Annotated in this window: 21 protein-coding genes; 15 read left to right on the plus strand and 6 right to left on the minus strand. The window is 42.4% G+C overall.

Annotated elements, in window-relative coordinates; translation table 11 throughout:
* The first annotated feature begins 29 nt into the window (after window positions 1-29).
* Window positions 30-599: a DUF4291 domain-containing protein gene (locus HMPREF9331_RS09485; protein ID WP_016420742.1), complete on the plus strand. Its 570-nt coding sequence runs from the start codon at window positions 30-32 to the stop codon at window positions 597-599.
* Between the two features lie 70 nt (window positions 600-669).
* On the opposite strand, the gene HMPREF9331_RS09490 is transcribed toward HMPREF9331_RS09485, so the two are convergent.
* The 3 genes from HMPREF9331_RS09490 to HMPREF9331_RS09500 form a co-directional block, all read right to left on the minus strand.
* Entirely contained in the window at window positions 670-1,299 is a 630-nt protein-coding gene (locus tag HMPREF9331_RS09490) for a murein L,D-transpeptidase catalytic domain-containing protein (protein ID WP_040357430.1), read from the minus strand.
* An 83-nt stretch (window positions 1,300-1,382) separates the two neighbouring features.
* A complete protein-coding gene (locus tag HMPREF9331_RS09495; protein ID WP_016420744.1) occupies window positions 1,383-2,816 on the minus strand; it encodes a TolC family protein in 1,434 nt (477 codons plus the stop codon).
* 113 nt (window positions 2,817-2,929) lie between these two features.
* Complete coding sequence (locus HMPREF9331_RS09500; RefSeq protein ID WP_016420745.1) at window positions 2,930-3,496, minus strand: Crp/Fnr family transcriptional regulator; 567 nt, start codon at window positions 3,494-3,496, stop codon at window positions 2,930-2,932.
* A 93-nt stretch (window positions 3,497-3,589) separates the two neighbouring features.
* Here HMPREF9331_RS09500 and HMPREF9331_RS09505 point away from each other — a divergent pair, with 93 nt between their 5' ends.
* The 3 genes from HMPREF9331_RS09505 (at window position 3,590) to msrB (ending at window position 6,733) form a co-directional block, all read left to right on the plus strand.
* Window positions 3,590-4,411 (plus strand): 5'-nucleotidase, lipoprotein e(P4) family, encoded by an 822-nt coding sequence (locus HMPREF9331_RS09505; RefSeq protein ID WP_040357389.1) that lies wholly within the window; start codon window positions 3,590-3,592, stop codon window positions 4,409-4,411.
* 223 nt (window positions 4,412-4,634) lie between these two features.
* The gene (locus HMPREF9331_RS09510) at window positions 4,635-5,525 is read left to right on the plus strand and encodes a 5'-nucleotidase, lipoprotein e(P4) family (RefSeq protein ID WP_016420746.1); all 891 of its coding nucleotides are present in this window, start codon (window positions 4,635-4,637) and stop codon (window positions 5,523-5,525) included.
* Window positions 5,526-5,677: 152 nt separating this feature from the next.
* Complete coding sequence (gene msrB / locus HMPREF9331_RS09515) at window positions 5,678-6,733, plus strand: peptide-methionine (R)-S-oxide reductase MsrB (RefSeq protein ID WP_016420747.1); 1,056 nt, start codon at window positions 5,678-5,680, stop codon at window positions 6,731-6,733.
* 35 nt (window positions 6,734-6,768) lie between these two features.
* On the opposite strand, the gene HMPREF9331_RS09520 is transcribed toward msrB, so the two are convergent.
* The 3 genes from HMPREF9331_RS09520 to HMPREF9331_RS09530 all read right to left on the minus strand — a co-directional run bounded on the left by HMPREF9331_RS09520 (window position 6,769) and on the right by HMPREF9331_RS09530 (window position 8,869).
* Window positions 6,769-7,506 carry a shikimate dehydrogenase family protein gene (locus HMPREF9331_RS09520; protein WP_016420748.1) on the minus strand — a complete coding sequence of 246 codons (738 nt, stop codon included), beginning with the start codon at window positions 7,504-7,506 and terminating at the stop codon, window positions 6,769-6,771.
* Window positions 7,507-7,550: 44 nt separating this feature from the next.
* Window positions 7,551-8,483 carry a ribosome small subunit-dependent GTPase A gene (gene rsgA / locus HMPREF9331_RS09525; RefSeq protein WP_016420749.1) on the minus strand — a complete coding sequence of 311 codons (933 nt, stop codon included), beginning with the start codon at window positions 8,481-8,483 and terminating at the stop codon, window positions 7,551-7,553.
* Between the two features lie 134 nt (window positions 8,484-8,617).
* Window positions 8,618-8,869, minus strand: a complete 252-nt coding sequence (locus HMPREF9331_RS09530; protein ID WP_016420750.1) for a hypothetical protein — start codon at window positions 8,867-8,869, stop codon at window positions 8,618-8,620.
* Between the two features lie 245 nt (window positions 8,870-9,114).
* Between HMPREF9331_RS09530 and HMPREF9331_RS09535 the strand changes: the two genes are divergently transcribed.
* The 11 genes from HMPREF9331_RS09535 to HMPREF9331_RS09585 all read left to right on the plus strand — a co-directional run bounded on the left by HMPREF9331_RS09535 (window position 9,115) and on the right by HMPREF9331_RS09585 (window position 20,165).
* Window positions 9,115-10,956 carry a M1 family metallopeptidase gene (locus HMPREF9331_RS09535; RefSeq protein WP_016420751.1) on the plus strand — a complete coding sequence of 614 codons (1,842 nt, stop codon included), beginning with the start codon at window positions 9,115-9,117 and terminating at the stop codon, window positions 10,954-10,956.
* A gap of 107 nt (window positions 10,957-11,063) precedes the next feature.
* The gene (locus tag HMPREF9331_RS09540) at window positions 11,064-11,486 is read left to right on the plus strand and encodes a SufE family protein (RefSeq protein ID WP_016420752.1); all 423 of its coding nucleotides are present in this window, start codon (window positions 11,064-11,066) and stop codon (window positions 11,484-11,486) included.
* Window positions 11,487-11,489: 3 nt separating this feature from the next.
* On the plus strand, window positions 11,490-11,822 hold the full coding sequence (locus HMPREF9331_RS09545) for an iron-sulfur cluster assembly protein (RefSeq protein ID WP_009640708.1): 333 nt from the start codon (window positions 11,490-11,492) through the stop codon (window positions 11,820-11,822).
* 10 nt (window positions 11,823-11,832) lie between these two features.
* A complete protein-coding gene (gene kdsB / locus HMPREF9331_RS09550) occupies window positions 11,833-12,579 on the plus strand; it encodes a 3-deoxy-manno-octulosonate cytidylyltransferase (RefSeq protein WP_016420753.1) in 747 nt (248 codons plus the stop codon).
* A 29-nt stretch (window positions 12,580-12,608) separates the two neighbouring features.
* Window positions 12,609-15,248 carry a VPS10 domain-containing protein gene (locus HMPREF9331_RS09555; RefSeq protein ID WP_016420754.1) on the plus strand — a complete coding sequence of 880 codons (2,640 nt, stop codon included), beginning with the start codon at window positions 12,609-12,611 and terminating at the stop codon, window positions 15,246-15,248.
* Window positions 15,249-15,361: 113 nt separating this feature from the next.
* A complete protein-coding gene (locus tag HMPREF9331_RS09560) occupies window positions 15,362-15,958 on the plus strand; it encodes an NUDIX hydrolase (protein WP_009640693.1) in 597 nt (198 codons plus the stop codon).
* Between the two features lie 95 nt (window positions 15,959-16,053).
* Complete coding sequence (locus HMPREF9331_RS09565) at window positions 16,054-16,275, plus strand: DUF2795 domain-containing protein (RefSeq protein ID WP_002666276.1); 222 nt, start codon at window positions 16,054-16,056, stop codon at window positions 16,273-16,275.
* Window positions 16,276-16,287: 12 nt separating this feature from the next.
* Entirely contained in the window at window positions 16,288-16,842 is a 555-nt protein-coding gene (locus tag HMPREF9331_RS09570; RefSeq protein ID WP_009640684.1) for a CvpA family protein, read from the plus strand.
* Between the two features lie 82 nt (window positions 16,843-16,924).
* Window positions 16,925-17,779 carry a hypothetical protein gene (locus HMPREF9331_RS09575; RefSeq protein WP_016420755.1) on the plus strand — a complete coding sequence of 285 codons (855 nt, stop codon included), beginning with the start codon at window positions 16,925-16,927 and terminating at the stop codon, window positions 17,777-17,779.
* Window positions 17,766-19,121 (plus strand): peptidylprolyl isomerase, encoded by a 1,356-nt coding sequence (locus HMPREF9331_RS09580; protein ID WP_040357391.1) that lies wholly within the window; start codon window positions 17,766-17,768, stop codon window positions 19,119-19,121. The genes HMPREF9331_RS09575 and HMPREF9331_RS09580 overlap by 14 nt, the downstream gene beginning before the upstream one ends.
* Before the next feature lie 111 nt (window positions 19,122-19,232).
* Complete coding sequence (locus HMPREF9331_RS09585; protein WP_016420757.1) at window positions 19,233-20,165, plus strand: malate dehydrogenase; 933 nt, start codon at window positions 19,233-19,235, stop codon at window positions 20,163-20,165.
* The last annotated feature ends 135 nt before the right edge of the window (window positions 20,166-20,300 follow it).

Here is a 20,300-nt window from a genome sequence, read left to right on the forward strand (position 1 = left end):
TACCAATTTTTCTTGTAAAACAAAAAACTATGAAAGATATAGCCCAAGAAGAGAGAAAGATCTATGCCCTCTTTGATAATGAGACTATAAGAGTATACCAAGCATATAACGCAGAGATAGCGGAGGAAGCCCTAAAATTAGGAACCTTTGGATCACATTTTAGCTTAACGAGAATGACATGGATCAAGCCTTCTTTTCTATGGATGATGTACAGATGTGGATGGGCTACAAAAGAAAATCAAGAAAGAGTCTTAGCTATTGATATCAAAAGAGAAGCCTTTGATGAAATTGTTAGAAAATCAGTACTTTCTTCCTATAAAGCTGATTTGGGTATCACAGAAGAACAATGGAAAGAGGAAGTCAAAAATTCATTGGTAAGATGTCAATGGGATCCTGAAAGAGACATCTATGGAAAACCAATAGGTAGAAGGTCTATACAACTTGGTATCCGAGGAACCTTTGTAGAAAAATATGTAAATGAATGGATTGTAAAGATTACTGATATCACCGAGGAAGTCAAAAGAATAAAGCAACATATTGACAAAGGAACTTTTACTAAAGACCTCCTCCCTAAAGAACAAGAGTATATAGTCCAGTAAAATTCTTGAATCTGGCGAAAGTATTTTATCCATAATAATTAGAAGAGGATATTTTGCTTTTTTTAATTATCTAAAGAATCCATAACAATACTGGTTTCTTGCTTTGCTGAAGTAGAGGATCCAAAAGCTTCATGAAAGCATTGGAAACAGCAGGACATCCCCAACTTAAAGGACTATAATGAGGATAAATCTCACTATCGGATACTGCCTCCCAAGAATGTAATACAATCAGTCGTTTCTGAGCATTGCTATTACTGTCTTCCAACCCTTCCAACCAATATTTTACCTTAATCCCCCATGAGCTATAATCACGCTTCCCTATTTTATATTTCCCTTTGGCAGAACAATGACTATTGACTTGATTACTGTATTGGACTTTTTCAAATTTGTCAGGATTGGAGGAAAATACATCACAACTACCATGAGTAACTAATTTCTCGTACAGATTTTTTTTCTGCTTGAAGTCATATACGAAAAAACGATTTTTCCCCGAATGTAACCTCAAATCAATCAGGAAATAGAAATCTTCATTCATCTGATGAGCCTTACAATAGGCTAAGGCAATTGAGTGCTGAGTAGTATAATCCTTAGGTAATTCTTGTGCTCCTAGTTGTTTTCCTTGCTGACAAGCAATACAAAACAACAATCCTAAATAAAAGAAAAAGTTTCTATTTTTTACTTTTCCACTTTGTAAAAACATTTTTATCATTATACCTGATTTAGTAGCGTTATCTCAACCAAGTTTTTCAAAGAAGCTCGAACCCTTTTTATAGCAACCGCCCCCTACTTCTTCATATAATTAGCATATTCCCCGCTAAGCCCACAAGTCTCTAAAAGCTGGGCAAGTACCTTATCCATTTCGAAGAGGGCTTGGTAGCACTTGATCTCGATGGAGGCTAAGTATAGGTTGGCATCGGCTACATCGGTAGAGGAGGACAGTCCTTCGGAGAAGGCTTGGTTACGTACTCGTACCAATTCACGGGCAAACTCCAAACTCTCTTGTAAGCTTTGTAGCTGCTCACGCTGCTTTTCTATCTCGGTATAATGTTTCTTGACCAAGGTCTGTACATCCTTTTCCGCCTGAGCGGTAAGTAGTTCTACTCCTTCACGTTGTGCTTTGGCTTGGGCTATCTTGTTCTTATCAGAGAATCCATTGAAGATATTCCACTGGAGCCCTACCCCCACTACCCAGTTGTCGGGTTCGGTCAGGGGTAAGTTCTTACTCCAGAGATATTTCTTCCCTATGAGCGCCACATCAGGCAGGTAAGCGGCATATTGAGCCTTGAGATTCTGCTCGGTAAGTTCTTTCTTGAGATGCGCTTGTACTATAGCGGGGAAATTCTGTTTGGCCTGTCCTTGGTAATAGTCCAAAGAGCACAGAGGTGCTACCTCAAAAAGCGGTGAAGTAAGAGAAGAAAGTGCCATGACCTCCTCCCCTATCACTCCAAAGAGTGCTGTTTGTGCCAGCTCTATATCCTTCTGACAAGCGAGTACCTCTCGCTGGGCATCGGTAACTGCTTTCTTAGCTTGCATAGTCTCCACTGGGGCTACCATACCATTTTTCTCCAGCTTCTGCGCATTGGAATAATGTTGCTCGGCTGTTTGTAGGGCTTTCTGTCTTACTTGCAACGCCTGTTGGGCGAGTTGTACTTGGAAATAACGCTCGGCCAATTCGGAAATAAGCATATTTTCCGTTTTTTGGCTTTCTACCTTAGCTATTTCGTGATTGATTTGGCTTACTTTGTTCCCTACACGCACCTTTCCTCCTGCAAAGAGCACCCAACGAAGGTCAGCAGAGACCTTCCAAATATCTTGCTCCTGAAACTGATAACTCCAGTCTTGGGCAAAAAGGGGCTGTAGTTGCCCTACCATACCTGTAAATATAGGAGCCAACATAGGGCGCATAGGAGCGGGGATATTATTTGCTATTTGTCCCAAATGCGACTGTAGTTGCGCCTGTACTGGCTCTTTATACTTATTAAAGCTCAAGGAAAGCGGCTCACTGAGGTGTGCATAGCTGGCATTGAGACTTAGTTGAGGCAGGTACAAACCCTTATAATTCTTTTCTCCATAATAAGACGCCTCTGTTTGCTTTTCCATGCCTTTGAGTTTCTGGTTGGCTCCACGCATACGTTCCAAAGCCTCTGGGAAAGAGAGCGATTGAGCAAAAGAAAGACTACTTAAACAAAGAAAAACAGCGGTATAGATATGCTTCATTTTCAATAGGTTTTAGAGTAAATAATACGATTTAAGTTCCGTGTGCAAAATTATAACAGTTTCCCCAAAAAACACCCTTTTCTCAGCACTAAGTTTTTAAGATAGATTAAAAATTAGTTGCCCTTGCCTGCGCGAATCACACTAAGGGTTTGTTGGGTAATACCTAAGAAAGAGGCCACATGTCCCAGTGGTACTCTCAGTAGTATTTTGGGATAATTCTTCAAAAGGAAGTCATAACGCTCCTGTGCCGTCTGGAACTTAATGGAATAGATTCTGTCCGTCAGGTTTTTAAGAAAGGAAATGAGCAGCATACGCATAAAAAGTTCCAACTTAGGATGGCTGTTGATGAACGCTTCTACTTGGGCAAATTCGGCTACACGTACTTTACATGTTTCTAAAGCCTCCAAACCAAAAGGACTTGAGTTATGGAAATAAATAGGCTCTACGGACATATAGAAACTATTTTCCGCATGGAAAGCATGGGTAATATCCTTTTTATTCTTAGTATAGAACTGACGAACGATTCCTTCTTCTATATAAAATACCTCTTTGGAAGTGTTTCCCTCCTTGAGCAAGAGGCTATATTTCTTGTATTGCCTATGCTCAAAGAGTGTATCGAGGAGTTCGAGTGTTTGATTATCTATCTGGGTTTGCTCGTGTATATAATCTATCAGGTTCATAGTGCAAAGATACGAATTTATATTTGTCTTTTACTGATCCTCCTTTCAATAAAAAATAAAAAAAGTCTTATCTTTGCCATTCAATTTTTTTGTATGAGAAAGTTATTTTATAGCGGCATCTTTCTGCTTCTTGCCGCTTGCAACAGTGGAAAAGAAGCTATAATGACCTATTCCAGTATCAAAGAAAAGAGCAATGATTTTCTCTTAAGTGGGAAGCTCTTCTCTTGCCTATATCACCAGCAAGCTGCTGAGTATGATGCACTATGCTATCAGGCTTATAATTTGGCTCGCCTACGATTAGATGAAGCCCTTAGCAAAAAAGGGGATAAACCCTTAGCTATTATTAGTGATATAGATGAAACGTTCCTCAATACCTCTTATTATGTAGTAGGAATGACCGAAAAAGGCATAGACCATAGCAAAGAATCATGGGAAGAATGGACGGCCAAAGGTGAGGCGACCCCACTGGCTGGTGCTCTAGACTTCTTCCAATATGCAGATAGTAAAGGGGTTGCTATTTTCTATGTAACCAACCGTTATACTAATGAAAAGGAAGGTACCATAAAGAATCTAAAGGCTTATGGATTCCCTATTCAGGAGGCCAATCGGCTTGTCTTTCGCAGTGGTGAAAGAAGTAAAGAATCTCGTCGCCTAGAAATTGCTAAAAACTATGACATAGTCCTATTCCTAGGAGACAATTTAGCCGATTTTGATAAGGATTTTGATGTTCATTCTACTACAGAACGCGCAGAGGCGACTGCAAAAAACCAACAAAATTTCGGAAAGAAATACATTGTACTCCCTAATACCTTCTATGGTGAATGGGAAAATGTTCTTTATGACAACAAAAATCCATCCTTGAAAGAACGCAAGAATGCCATCTTGAAAAGACTTAAGAACAAACCCGCCCAATAGTTTTATTACTTTTCTCTCCTAAGAACCTTCTATCCTTATTTATTTATAGAAAAATAAGGATAGAGCTTTTATTGCCCATACCGTCCATATCACACAAGCTATTGTTAACACTTATTAACGTTATATTTTCGTGATTTTTAATTTTATTTTAACTTTCAATTAGTGATTATATTACATAGAAATATATACCTTTGCACTCCAAAAAAATCCGTTTTTTTTAAGAATGAAAAAGTATATTTTTTGCAGTTTATTCTTGTTCTTTGTTTCTTGTTATGCTCAAAAGTCTACCGCTGATGCACAGGAGCACTTTGTAAGTAACGGCAAGTTGTATGCTGCACTGTTTCAACAACAAGCTGCCGAATATGATGCCTTGTGCTATCAGGCTTACAACATAGCCCGCTTGAGATTGGACGAAGCCTTGACCAAGCCTTCAGATAAGCCCCTTGCTATCGTATCGGATATAGATGAGACCTTTATGAACACCTCCTACTATGCTGTGGAATGTGGCAGAAAAGGCACTGAGTTCGAGTATAAGACTTGGGAGGAATGGACCACCAAAGCCGAGGCTACTCCGCTGGCAGGTGCTGTGGAATTTTTCCAGTATGCAGCTCAAAAAGGTGTCCAAATCTTCTATGTAACCAACCGAAAAGAGTCCGAGCGCAAGGGTACCACACTGAATATCAAGCGCTACCACTTTCCTTTCCAAGGAGATGACCACCTGATATTCCGTACAGCGGAAAGGAGCAAAGAGAATCGCCGCCTGAATATCGCTAAGAACTACGATATTGTACTTTTTTTGGGAGACAACTTAGGAGACTTTGACAAAGACTTTGACGCTACCACCCCTGAGGGGCGCAGTCAAGCGGTAGAAAAGAACCATAAACAGTTTGGAACAAAGTATATTGTACTTCCCAACACCTCTTACGGAGACTGGGAGAACGCACTCTATGGGAGAAAATCCCCTCACCCTGAAAGAACGCAAAGAGCTAATCTTAAAAACGCTCAAGGAAAAGCCAACCAAGTAATTCATTTATCCCTATATTCTTCGAAGGTTTCTTCTTTTTATAAGAAGAAACCTTTACTTTTTTTGGGAAGCAGTAACCTATTGGTTTAACTTTTTATTTATCCATGTTCTACAGAAAAAAGTTCTTCTTATAGCCTATCTTGGTATGCTTTTTGCAGGGCTTAGTATTAGATTTCTTCCCACAAATAATTAATCGTTAAAGGCAATTTATCTCATTGACTTATCAGTTAATCAAGTTAATCATGAAAAAATATTTAATGCTGGCAGTGGCTTATCTCCTTATGGGGTTATATGCCTCTGCTGTAATCGCACAAACAAAAAAAATGAACACCAAAGAAATCTATTTTGCAGGAGGGTGCTTCTGGGGAACCGAGCACTTCCTCAAACAAATTCGTGGAGTTGTCTCCACCGAAGTAGGCTACGCCAATGGAAATGTGGCCAACCCTACCTACAAACTCGTTTGTCAAGGCAACACCCAGTTTGCCGAAACTGTCAAGGTTGTCTATAACCCTTCTGAGGTATCTCTGTCCTTTCTTATCGATCTATATCTCAAGACAATAGACCCTACCTCTCTAAACAAACAAGGCAACGACAAAGGCTCTCAGTACCGCACAGGGATTTACTATAAGGACAAAGCTGACGAACCTATCATAAGGCAACAACTTGCCGCCCTTGCCAAAGGATACAGCAAACCCATACTAGTGGAAAACCTACCGCTAAAGAATTTCTACGCAGCTGAGGACTACCACCAAGACTATTTGGATAAGAACCCACATGGTTATTGCCACCTCTCCCCTGCCCTATTTGAGATGGCACGCAAGGCCAACCCTAAGAAGGCTGCCCCAAAGACAAGCTACACCCTCAAGGATAAGGCTACCCTCAAGAAAGAACTAACTCCTATGCAGTATGAGGTTACCCAAAATAGTGCCACCGAGCCACCTTTCCGTAACGAGTATTGGAACGAAAAGCGTGAGGGTATCTATGTAGATATCACCACAGGGGAGCCTCTATTCTCCTCTGCTGACAAGTTTGAATCGGGTTGTGGCTGGCCGAGCTTTTCCAAGCCTATTGACAAGAAACTTATCCAAGAGCACCTTGACAAGTCGCACAATATGCTCCGTACCGAAGTCAGAAGTAAGCTCGGTAATGCTCACTTAGGCCACGTCTTCACCGATGGACCAAAGGATAAGGGAGGACTACGCTACTGCATCAATAGTGCGTCCCTACGCTTTATCCCTAAAGAAGAGATGGAGAAAGAAGGGTATAGCCTTAAACTATTAGTGAAAAGTGAACAGTGAAAAATGAAAAGTCATTTACCTCTTCTCACTATTCATTAATCATCTTTCCAGATTTTCCAAGCCGCTTCAGCTTGTAGGACGAGCATGAGATAGCCATTGAGAATAGTAGCCCCCTGTGCTTCTCCTTTAGCAAGAAAAGCCGTCTTTTCAGGGTTATAGATAAGGTCGTACAAGAGGTGTTCCCTTGTTATCCACTGATAGGGAATAAGCGGAAAAGCCTCTACATTAGGAGAGGTTCCCAAGGGAGTCGTATTAATGATAAGAGAATGATATGTAATGATTTCCTTGGTAAGCTCTGTGTAAGAAATAGCTGTAGAAGAAGCCTCACGGGAGACCAATTGGTAAGGAATACCCAACTGGCTTAGCGCAAAAGCCACCGCCTTACTAGCCCCTCCTGTACCGAGAATCAGTGCGCTATGATGATGAGGTTTTAAGTGAGGTACTAAGGAATCACGAAAGCCTATATAATCTGTATTATACCCCTTGAGCTTACCTGTGGAGAGTACCTTAATCGTATTGCAAGCCTTAATGGCTATAAGTGCCTCATCCTGCTGGTCTAACAAGGAAAGTACCGCCTCCTTATAAGGTATCGTTACATTCATTCCCACAAGAGTAGGTGTAGCAGCAATAAGTGCAGGAAGCTCCTCTATGGAAGGAATATCAAAGTTGATATACTCACAATTGGTAATTTGTTCTTTAGCAAATTTTTCTGCAAAATATCTGCGAGAGAAAGAGTAGGATATGTTGCGCCCTACTAAAGCAAAGGTCTTCATAGTTTTGAATTTTGAGATTTAAGTTATCCGTTTTTCACTATTCGCTATTCACTTTCCCGATAGGTGTCTTCCTCTCCTTCGAGGAGTTGCAGATAGCTTTTGTAACGGCTCCAGTGGAGTCTGTCCTCCTCAAGGGCTTGCTTAACGGCGCATTGAGGTTCGTTCAGGTGCAGACAGTTATGGAACTTACAGAGATGCTTAAGGGCAAAGAACTCAGGGAAGTAATCGGCCAACTCCTCTCGGTCAAAATCCACTACGCCTAAGCCCTTGATTCCTGGGGTATCTATGATGCGAGCATCAAATTCCAAATCATACATTTGGGCGAAGGTAGTGGTATGTTGTCCCTGTCCATGCAGCTCGGAGAGGGGTTGAGTCTTGAGCTGTAGAGAGGGCGAAAGAGCATTGATAAGTGTTGATTTTCCTGCGCCTGAATGGCCTAAGACCATGGCTGTTTTCCCCTGTAAGCGTGCTTTGACTTTGTCTATATTTTTGCCTGTTTGTGCTGAAATCCCCATACACTCATAGCCTACATCGCGGTACATATAAGCCAAGTACTTTACCTCGGCCAGCTCATCAGGGGTATAAGTATCCACCTTGTTAAAGAGCAATACGGCGGGAATGCTATAAGCCTCCGCTGTTACCAAAAAACGATCAATAAAGGCTGTATAGGTAGTGGGGTTATTGAGGGTTACCACAAGAAAAGCCACATCGATATTAGCGGCTAGGATATGTGTTTGCTTAGAGAGATTGACCGACTTGCGAATGATATAGTTCTCTCGTGGAGCAATCTCGGTAATGACCCCCTCCCCTTTGGTCTCTGCCTCATAAAACACGACCTTATCACCCACGGCTATAGGATTGGTATTCTTTATTTCCTTGAGGCGAAACCTACCCTTGAGGCGACACTCATAAAACTGCTGGTCTTCTCCCTTGACCACATACCAGCTTCCTGTGGATTTGTAGACGATTCCATTCATAAGAAGTGAATAGTAAATAGTGAATAGTGATGCGCTTTTCACTCTTCACTTTTCATTTTTAGAGTTGCAAAGGTACAAAAAAAAGCAATAAGTATCGCTACTTATTGCTTTTTAGGTCATGAAAAACCATTCACTTACGCTTCTGCGTCGGTTTCAGGAGCCCATTCGTTGCAGAGCATCCCTTTAGCGGCATGTGATAGGTTAGCACATGCTGGTGTGTTGTACTTAGCACATGAAAGGCAATCTACTTCACCTTGAAGACTTGGACGCATGTTAAAGCTGTCGCAAGTGTGTTTGGACTCTACTTTGGTTTGGTGAAGTTTGCATACATTCTCCGCTGTCAAATTTTCGCAATTTACACAGCCGTTTACTAGTCTAATAGCCATAATTTTTCTTTTTAGTGTTAATAATCTGTTGTTGTTTTCTGGGTGCAAAGTTATGGCAAGATGTCTTTAGAAACAAAATAAATAACTCATTTTCAGTAATATGTATTTTGAATAAGTAAAAATTAATGACTAGTGACTAGCGACTAATGACCAGTGATAAGATGACTCAAAATCCAAAACGCTTGACTGATAATTTTTTTCAAATATTATTCGTATTTTTGTCCCTCCTAAAACCCCAAACGCTCATGATAAGATCCTTTTTTCTATCTCTTGCCGCTATAGGCTTTAGTATAAGCGCCGCTGCTCAGTGGCAACAACACATTGACTACCAGATGGATATTCAGATGGACGTGAAGACTTTCCAGTACCAAGGAAAGCAAGTGGCCGTTTATGAAAACCATTCGCCTGATACGCTGCGTACCATGTTTTATCACTTGTATCTCAATGCTTTTCAGCCTAATAGCCAAATGGATAAGAACATGCAGCAGGTACCCGATATGCCTGCCCGCTTTATGCACAATGCAGGCACGGAGGCCGAACCTAAATATATCAGTAAGCTCTCCTTGCTCAAGGAAAGCGAACAGGGGTTTATCCGCCTGCACTCCCTTATGCAAAATGGCAAAGCGGCGTCCTACAAGGTAGTGGGTACCATTCTACAAGTAACCCTACCTGAACCGATTCTCCCTCAGGGCAAAGCAACCCTTACCATGGACTACACCGCTCAGATACCTACTATGGGACTGCGTATGGGACGCAATAGCTCCGATGGGGTAGCACTTTCGCTCTCCCAGTGGTATCCACGTATCTGCGCCTATGACAGCCAAGGCTGGCATCCGTACCAATATATATTCGGTGAGTTCTATGGAGATTGGGCAAACTTTGATGTGAAAATCACCCTTGACAAAAACTATATGGTAGCAGGTACCGGTACGCTACAGAATCCTGAGCAGATAGGCTTTGGCTACCAAAATATAAAGGAAGTAAAGACTCACCAAAAGACCCGTACTTGGCACTTCAAGGCTGAGCGGGTGATAGATTTCTCTTGGGCGGCCGACCCTGCTTATCAGCATGATGTGGTAAAGACTAAGGGAGGAGTGGAATTACACTTTTTCTATAAGAATTTCCCCGAAAGCTGGAAGCAATTACAACAAATCATGCCCGAAGTCTTGGATTTTTACGAGGCTAAAGTAGGCAAATATCCTTGGGATCATTATTCCTTTATCCAAGCAGGACAGGGAGCTATGGAGTATGCTATGTGTACCTTTATAGAGGGAGGCAAAGACCCTAAGACACTCATAAGAACGGCCTGCCATGAGCTAGCACACACTTGGTTTGAGCATATCTTTGCCATTGACGAACAGCAATATCCTTGGTTTGATGAGGGCTTTACTTGCTTTTTACAACTATGGGCTGATGCCGAAGTGGTACAGAAAGACCCAGTGGCCAACTTCTCCGACTCCCGCCGCAAGGCTTTCCTTGACTATATCCAAGACAACCAAGAGGAAGACCCCTCCATCCGTGCCGACTTCTTTGAGCGTACACGTTCCTATTTCAGTACTGCCTATGCCAAAGGGACTATGTTCGCCTCTCATTTGGACTACATTATCGGACGCCGAGCTATGGAACGTACCTTCAAACGTTTCTACAAGGAATATGCCTTTACTCACCCTACCCCTGAGAACTTTGTGCGCTGTGCTGAAAAGGAATCAGGCATGCAGCTCTTTTGGTTTCTCAATGAGTTCATGCACACCAATCACCATATCGGCTACTGCATAGAAAAGGTAGAAGCCAAAGGTGATAAAACCTTGGTTACTCTCAGCAAAAAAGGACGTATCCCCATGCCCCTAGACCTTATTGTTATTCCCAACGGACAAAAGCCTTTCTCTCTATACATTCCTATCGACCTTACTTTTGGAGAAAAGCCCAATCCGTTCATCAACATGGAACGCATCGTATTGCCTGTATGGAATTGGGCTGAAAACACTTACCAGTTCGAGTTAGATCTCCCCTTTACCAAAGTGAGAAACATCAGCATAGATCCACAGGAGTTTATGGCTGATCCGAATACGGAATGCCATAATTACTAGATAGTGACCAATGACGAGTGACTAATGACTAACGAAAAGTGAAAAAGATTTGTCACTTGTCATTTGTCATTTGTCATTAAATGTTGTATTTTTGCCCCCAAAAAAAGATGACCATCACTGAAATACAAAACGCTATTATTGAAGACTTTTCATTTTTAGAAAGTTGGGAAGACCGCTACGAATATATGATTGACTTAGGCAAGAGCCTACCGCTGATTGACCCTCAGTACAAAACAGACGAATACCTCATCAAGGGCTGCCAAAGTCAAGTATGGCTACATGCCGACAATCAGGGGGATATCATCCACTTTACAGCCGATAGTGATGCCATTATCACCAAAGGGATTATCGCTATTTTGATCAAAGCCCTCTCTGACCAAAAAGCAGCCGATATACTGGCGGCCGATATGAGCTTTATTGATAAAATAGGCCTCAAGGAACACCTCTCCCCTACCCGTGCCAATGGGCTGGTGAGTATGATTGAGCAAATGAAACTCTATGCCAAAGCTATAACCTTAAAAAATAATTAAATCATGTCTGAAGAAAAAACACCTATTGATACCGACCTCATTGGCGAGAAAATCGTCGAGGTACTCCATACTATTTATGACCCTGAAATCCCTGTGGATATATACGAACTGGGACTGATCTATGATGTGTTTATCAACGAAAACCACGATGTAAAGATCCTCATGACCCTCACCTCGCCCAACTGCCCTGTAGCGGAAGTACTCCCACAGGAAGTCTATGAGAAGATAGGCAGTATTGACGAGATTAATGAAGTGGAAGTAGAACTCACCTTTGACCCGCCTTGGGGACAGGAGATGATGAGCGAAGAAGCCAAACTGGAACTCGGTTTCCTTTAATCCTTTATCCATGAGAAAGATAGCTGTAATCCCTGCCCGTCTTGAGGCTACTCGCTTCCCTAAGAAACTCTTACAGGACTTAGGGGGTCGCTCTGTCATAGAACAAACCTACCTGGCTACGGTGCGTACCTCCCTCTTTGATGAGGTATGGGTAGCTACCGATAGTCAAGAAATTGAACAGAAAATCAAGGCGATAGATGGAAAGGTCTTCCTAAGCCAAATTGCGCACAGTTGTGGGAGCAATCGTATTGCTGAGGCAGTGGAGATGCTCTCTGCCGATATTATCGTCAATGTACAAGGGGACGAACCTTTTATCCAGAAAGAAAGTCTTGAACGTCTCTTGGAGGTTTTTGACCATGATCCCAAGCAGCAGATTGATTTGGCTTCACTAATGATGCCTCTAAAAGAATGGGAAGACATACAAAATCCTAATAATGTAAAGGTCGTGGTGGATAAGGAACAGTTTGCCCTTTATTTCTCCCGCAGCCCTATCCCTTTCAGAAGAGACGAGCAGGTCGCTTACACTTATCGCAAGCATATAGGGGTTTATGCTTTTCGCAAAGAAGCCCTGATGGCGTTCTATCGCCTTAGCCCTACTCCTTTGGAAGAGATTGAGAAGCTCGAACAGCTTCGCTACTTGGAGAATGGCAGGCGTATCAAAATGATACTGACAGAAGTAGAAAATGTAGGTATAGATACTCCCGAAGATTTAGAAAAGGCACGATTTTTGTGGAAGGACAGTGCTCCGACTTTTTAGCTTTTATTCATTAGTCTAATTTCTAAGAAATGAAACGTATTTTTTTGGCCGCTACCATGCTGCTTTCCTTTGCCAGCATAGCACAAGTACAAAACCGACAAGAGATGATTCGCTCTCAGAATCTGCAGAAATCTTGGGTTAAGAACATTCCTTTCCAAGCCCTCGAAATCAGTCGTGGGGCAGGGAAAATTATACAGGTAGAAAGAAACCCTAATAACCCTTATGAGCTGTATGTTGCCTTGGCCGAGTCGGGTGTATGGTATAGCGAAAACAATGGTGCGAGTTTCTCTCCTACCTTTGCTGACTTTATGACACCTCAAGCTGACGCTATGGCAGTAGATTGGGACAATCATACCCTATGGGTGGCCAATCATCAGGGGGTTTTCTTTAAAGAACAAGGCAAAGACTGGCAGGCTACTTCCCCTGTAGGCAATATTCTTGTACGCCAGATTACGCTGCTCTCCCCTACTAACCTCTGCCTGAGTGCTATGGGTGAAGGAGACTCTATCCAAGGGGTACTCTGTACTACCGACAAGGGAAAAAACTGGAACCAGACCTTTGGACAAGTAGGCGTTAATGAACTAAAAAAAGCACCATCGGCTCCCGAAACGCTCTTCCTTGCGGCTTGGGATTGCGCTTTCAGTCCTTCCAATATTACTGCTGCGGGTAAGCAGTCGGGTATCTATAAAAGTAATAACGCTGGGGCTACATGGGAACTCATCACGGGTGCAGGTTCCGGTTTCCCTCAAGGGAACATCGGGAAAATATCCTTAGCTGTATTCAGCCCAACCTCTCTCTATGCACTGGTGGATAACCGCGAACGAGCCAAAGAGGATCCCTCCAACCTTAACCTACAAAGCCTTTCTGCTAAGGACTTCCTCGCCCTTGACGATGAGAGAATTAGCCAATATATATACAACCATTCGCTAGAGAAGAAATATTCGGTGGACAACCTCCGCGAGGCGGTACGCTCAGGTGCGGTAAAGGTTTCGGACTTGACCCGCTTTACCGATGCACTCCCCGCTGTCATCGGGGCTGAGATCTACTACTCGGCCGATGGTGGAAAATCTTGGGTGAAAAAGAACAACAAACCCCTGACGAATGTCTTTTATAACAAGGGATATGAAGTAGGTGCCTTGGCCGTAAATCCTAAGCAGGAGAACGAATTGTACCTCTCTGGGGTGCCTCTGCTTCGCTCTAACAATGGAGGAATCACTTGGACACTGCTCAAGGACAATCCTAAGGAGCAGAAAGTACATCAGCTCTTTGCCGATGAGCATCAACTCATTTTGGTAACTGACCAAGGCATGTTCCAGTCTCTTGACCAGGGGCGTACTTGGGCTAAGCAACAGATGCCACAAACAGCCTCTGTCATTTCCCTATCGATAGGGAAACCCGAAAATGATACTTTCTATACCAGCATCCTCAACGAAGGTGTCTTCAAGCATACAACCAGTGGCTGGTCTTTCCTAAGCCCTGAAAAGGGCGCTCTGGTAGTCACTCCAGAGAATAAGTTCTTCCTTTCTCAGCCTTTGGGAAGTATCCTCCTGCTAAGACAGAACAAGGTTACCCTCCCTTATGACAAAAAGACCAAACAACGTTATCCTTTGCAAACAGCCTTAGCGCTCTCCCCTCAGAACAATACCATCCTCTATGCTGGGACTAACACCCTATTCCAGTCACTTAACGAAGGTAAACAGTGGAATACTATCTCCCCAGACCTTACCAATGGTGATAAGGGGGGTATACTTTCCTATGGTACTATTTCAGCTATCTGCGAATCACCATTCCAGTTTGGTTTGCTATACACAGGTAGTGATGATGGTATGATCTACACCTCACAGAACGGAGGGGTTTCTTGGCAGATGATTTATTCCTCTTTCCCTACCCCCAACCGTGTGGCTTGTCTGTTGGCTTCCAAGCATACACAAGAGCGTGTCTATGCCATTTTGCAGAACGACAATCACCAAGCACTGCTTTTCCGCAGCAACAATATGGGTAAAAGCTGGGACAACCTAAAGGCTAATCTGCCTGAAGAGACACTCAATGTCATCGTAGAGGATCCCGCCAATGAGCAAGTGCTCTATTTAGGTACTGAAAACGGCCTATATGTATCCTTCGACATGGGAGAAAAGTGGCACCCCTTCAAGGAAAACCTACCTCGTAGCTCGGTGAGTGCCATTGCTATCAACCCTCAGAACAATCAGTTATATGTAGGTACCAAAGGGCATGGATTCTTTACGGCCAATGTTACCTCCCTAAGAGAGCTGCGTGCGGCTGTACAAGCCCAACTATTCTACCCACTCAAGGAAACTTATACCATTGCCTACTCACCCAAGTGGGGGAATGCACCTAGTCCTTGGCAGGCACCTGAAGAACCTGTGCTATACTTAGAGTCCTTTGCCTCCAAAGATAATAATACGATCAAAATCAGTGTGGTTAAGAACAAAATCACCCTCGCCAAGTTCACTTATCAGACCAAGGTAGGGTTCAACTTTATTCCTTTTGACCTAACCTTTGTAGAAGATGGCCGTATTGCTTACGAAAAGAAACTCTTGACCACTTTCAAGAAAGCCGACAATGGAAAGTATTACCTACCCAAGGGTAACTACCAAATCATCTTTGAGAGCGATGGCTTTGAGGAAGAACGTACTTTAGTAATAGAATAAGATTTGTTTTTTACAAAGTGTGTTAAAAACAAGGAAATCCTTTTAGGAATCAAAAAAAAATTGTACCTTAGCTCTGTAAAAATAAAACTAATTTTCCCCTTTAAACAATAGTTATGTACACAGTTTTTTTTGATGACAAAAAGATATTGGTAACCAATACCTTAAAGAAAACTTATAAAAAGAAATATCGTATTTTCACCCTTAAGGATCTTTCTGTAGAGGCCTTTGTAAAAAAGATTGATGGATATAAATCAGGTAAATTCCTATTCTATATAGATAGCCATGACCCACTTAAGGAATTTGAAAAAGCCTTTACCCTGATACAAGCAGGAGGAGGAGTGGTTCGCAACCCTCAGGGACGTATCCTCTTTATCAAACGAAGAGGAAAGTGGGACTTGCCCAAAGGGAAATTAGAAACAGGGGAAGATATAAGCGAATGTGCCCAAAGGGAAGTAGAGGAAGAGACTGGAGTCAAAGGTCTGTTTGTCTTGGGTAAGCGAGTGATTACCTACCATATCTATAAGCAAGACCAACGTTGGTACCTGAAAGAAACCCATTGGTACAACATGTATAGTGATGGCCGAGAGGATCTCCGCCCCCAAAAAGAAGAAGATATAGAAGTATGTGCATGGAAAAAGCCTAAAAAACTCAAGAAGTTGCTAAAGAATTCTTTCTCCAGTCTCCGAGAAGTATTCAAAGGAGAATTTTGATAATTGTCAATTATTAATTATTAATGCTACTATAACTCTTAAATACTAACAACTAATCACTAATCACTAACAACTAAAAACTAAAAACTAAAAATATGTATTGGACATTAGAACTTGCCTCTTATCTCAGTGATGCGCCTTGGCCTGCTACCAAGGAAGAGATTATTGATTATGCGCTCCGTACAGGAGCTCCTATGGAAGTGGTGGAGAACCTCGAAGCCCTTGAGGACGAAGGAGAAATCTACGAGTCTATTGAGGAAATTTGGCCAGACTATCCTACTGAAGAGGATTATCTTTGGAACGAAGATGAATATTAATTTAATAAAGAGATGTGTATCATCTCTTTTTTTATCCTTATGAGCAACATTGATATTATATTGGGGATTCTCCTCTCCATTGGGATTGTACGCGGATTTATGAAGGGTTTTGTATGGGAAGTAGCCTCCCTATTGTCTGTATTCGTGGCATTATGGGTGGCTATACACTTCTCAGCTATGGCTGCGGGCTACCTCAGCGAGGTGTTTTCTCTTTCTATGAAGACCAATCAGGTGATTTCCTTCGTTATTGTCTTCCTTTTAACCTTTGTAATGGTAAGAACTACAGGAAAAATGCTTACCAAAATCCTGGAAAGTGTTTCCTTAGGGTTACCTAACCGTATCGCTGGGGCTGTCTTCGGTATGTTCAAGTGGTCACTTATCGTAGGTACCAGTCTTATGTACCTCAACCGAGGTGCCCTTGAGCTGATTCCCAAGGAAAGCAGCGACCATTCACTACTCTATGCCCCTATTATGGAGATGAATGACTGGATTCGTACCCATATCTTCCAGTACAAAGACCTCTTGCCTAAGATAGGTGAGCAGACCTCCCCTATGGTTCAAAGTTAAAAAAAAATTAATTGATTAGTTTTTCCCCACAATTTACTGTAACTTGCGTTGTTTTTGTATCACCTTATTAAGAATCGTTAAAATGAATTGGAAACCACTGCTTCTTTCTCTTATAGGCTGCCTTTCCCTAACGGCTTGCCAATGGCTAAGTTCTACGCCCAAGGACAGTAAGGTGGTTGCCAAGGTAGGCAATTACTACCTATATGAGGAGGATATCCAAAAACTACTCCCTAAGGAGCATACCCTTGAGGACAGCGTACGCATTGTTACCCCTTATATCAACAATTGGGCACTGCAAAAACTGCTTTTCCTCAAGGCCGAAACGAATATCCCCAATAGCAAAAAAGAAGAGTTCGAACAATTAGTCAGTGAGTATCGCAATGACCTATATACCCAGTTCTACTTAGACTTGCTCTCCCGCCAGGTGGACACCCTTATTAGCCGAAAGGAAAAAGAGGAATTCTATGAGAGAAACAAGGAGATCTTCAAGCTCACCGAGGATTTAGTACAACTTAGATTCATACAGCTCTCCCCCAAGGACTTAACCGCTAAGCTCTCTTCAGCTTTCAAGACTTATTCCGCAAAAGATAGGCAGTATATTGACTCTCTAAGCCCTCACTTTACCTCCTCCTTCCTCAACGATAGTATCTGGATCAGAGCCACAGAGGTAAAAGAAAAGATCCCTGCCCTGGCGACAAAAATCGGTAAAGGGGCTGCCCAGCAACTCATTGAACAAAGAGACTCCACATCCGTATATCTGCTCAAGGTCAATAAGTACTTAGACAATACCGACTACGCCCCTATGGAGTACGCCTATCCTACCCTGAAACAAATCATCTTGAACAAACGCAAAAACACCTATATCAACAACTTAGAAAAAGAAATTATCAATGACGCTATTGAGAACAAACAATTTGAACTCTATGAACAGAATTAGTATTACCTGCCTATTATTCCTGACAACCCTTTTTGCTATCAGCCCCTTACAAGCACAATCTCATAAAGAAAAGATAGATGGGGTGGCCTCCGTCGTAGGAGATTATCTCATTTTGGAAACGGATATTGACCGTGCTTTGATAGAACTCCGCTCCCAAAATGTAGATACCAAAGGGATAACCCGTTGCCAGCTCTTGGGAAAGCTCATGGAGGACAAGCTCTATGTAAGCCAAGCTATCCAGGATAGTATCAAGATTTCCGATACAGACATCTGCGATGGGGTAAACCGCCGTATTGAGTTCCTTGTGGAGCAGCTAGGAGATATCAAAAAAGTAGTGGAGTTCTATCACAAGGACGACGAGCAATCCCTACGCGACGAACTCTTTGAGATTCTACGCCAGAACGAACTCAGCTCCCGTATGAAAGCTAAAATCGTTGAGAATATAGAGGTTACTCCAGAGGAGGTAAAACAATTCTTCAACAAAATACCTAAGGACGAACTCCCTACCATAGGGACCGAACTAGAGATTGCCCAAATCGTTATAGAACCTAAAGCCCCACAGAGTGAGGTGGATAAGGTCATCTCTCAACTCAAGGAAATCAAAAAAGACATCGTAGAGAATGGAGCAAGTTTCTCTACCAAGGCGATCCTATATTCTGCTGACCGTGCCACGGGAGGTAAAGAGCTGACTTTCAACAGACGTTCGAGCTTTGCCAAGGAGTTCAAGGACGTGGCTTTCTCTCTACAAGAAGGGGAAATCTCCGACCCTTTCAAGACTGATTTTGGTTGGCATATCCTACAGGTGGTCAAGATCAGAGGAAAAGAAGTCTCTGTACGTCATATTCTTATGGTACCACAGATTCCTGATGCGTCCTTGGAAGAAGCTAAAAAGAAAATTAACGACATACGTGAGAAGATTATCAACAAGGAGTTTACCTTTGCCGAAGCGGCTAAAAACTTCTCCGACGAAAAAGAAACCAAAGAGGATGGCGGCCAGCTGCTCAACCCCGAAGACTATTCTACCAAGTTCGAACTCACCCGCATGGAACCTATGCTCTACTCTCAAGTCTCTTCTCTGAAAGACGACGAGGTCTCTTTCCCTATCGTAGATGAGGACAGAACAGGTAGAAAGATGTACAAGATCTATCGTGTAACCAATCGTATAGGCGAACATACTGCCGATTTTGTCAAGGACTATACCCGTATCCGCGAGTTGGCACTCAAAGAAAAACAACTCGAAGCCATACAAAAATGGATCAAGGAAGCCATCAAAAAGACTTTCGTTTCTGTAAAAGGAGAATATAGAAAATGTAACTTCTCCAATAACTGGCTCAAAAAGTAAGTACTAAACAGCGAATAAGACATAAAATATTTTAGACTCTTTATTGTGTATGTCATTTATTTTTCGTAATTTTGACATCATCAATCATAATCACCTAATAAAAATATTTTTATGAAAGTAACCGTAGTAGGTGCCGGTGCAGTCGGCGCTAGTTGTGCAGAGTATATTGCACTTAAGAATTTCGCATCAGAAGTTGTTCTGGTGGACATTAAGGAGGGTTTTGCTGAAGGTAAAGCCATGGACCTTATGCAAACTGCTTCTCTTAATGGTTTTGACACACGTATCAAGGGTGTTACAGGCGATTATTCCCAAACCGCTGGAAGCGATGTAGCTGTGATCACCTCTGGTATTCCTCGCAAGCCAGGTATGACCCGTGAGGAACTCATTGGTACCAATGCCAATATCGTAAAATCGGTAGTAGAACAATTGGTAAAATACTCTCCCAATGTAATTGTGATCATCGTAAGTAACCCTATGGATACTATGGCTTATTTGGTTCACAAAGCAACCAAATTACCTAAGAATCACATTATAGGTATGGGTGGTGCTTTGGATTCTGCTCGTTTCAGATATCGCTTAGCAGAAGCACTCAATGCGCCTATCTCCGATGTAGATGGTATGGTGATCGCTGCTCACAGCGATAGCGGTATGCTACCACTTACACGTTTGGCTACCTATCGTGGCGTACCTGTAAGTGAATTCCTATCTGAAGAACGTCTCGCTAAAGTAGCTGAAGATACCAAGGTAGGGGGTGCTACTCTTACCAAACTCTTAGGTACTTCCGCTTGGTATGCTCCAGGAGCCGCTGTTTCTGCCCTAGTACAAGCCATCGCCTGTGATCAGAAGAAACTCTTCCCTTGTTCTGTCCTTCTCGAAGGCGAATACGGACAGAAAGATGTCTCTGTTGGGGTACCTGTCATCATCGGCAAAGATGGTGTTGAAAAAATCGTAGAGATAGCACTCAACGATGCTGAAAAAGCTAAATTCAGCGAAAGTACTCAAGCCGTACGCGAAGTCAACAAAGCTCTAGATGGCGTGATTTAAAAGAGATAAAAAACTTATCTCATCTGCATAAATAGAGGTTAAACAGAGAGGGTGCTTTCTCAAAAGCACCCTCTCTATCTAGATAAGCCTTGTATTAACGTGAGTTCAATATAACGAAAGCTCCCACATACCCAG

This window comes from Capnocytophaga granulosa ATCC 51502 (genome assembly GCF_000411115.1).
GTDB lineage: Bacteria > Bacteroidota > Bacteroidia > Flavobacteriales > Flavobacteriaceae > Capnocytophaga > Capnocytophaga granulosa.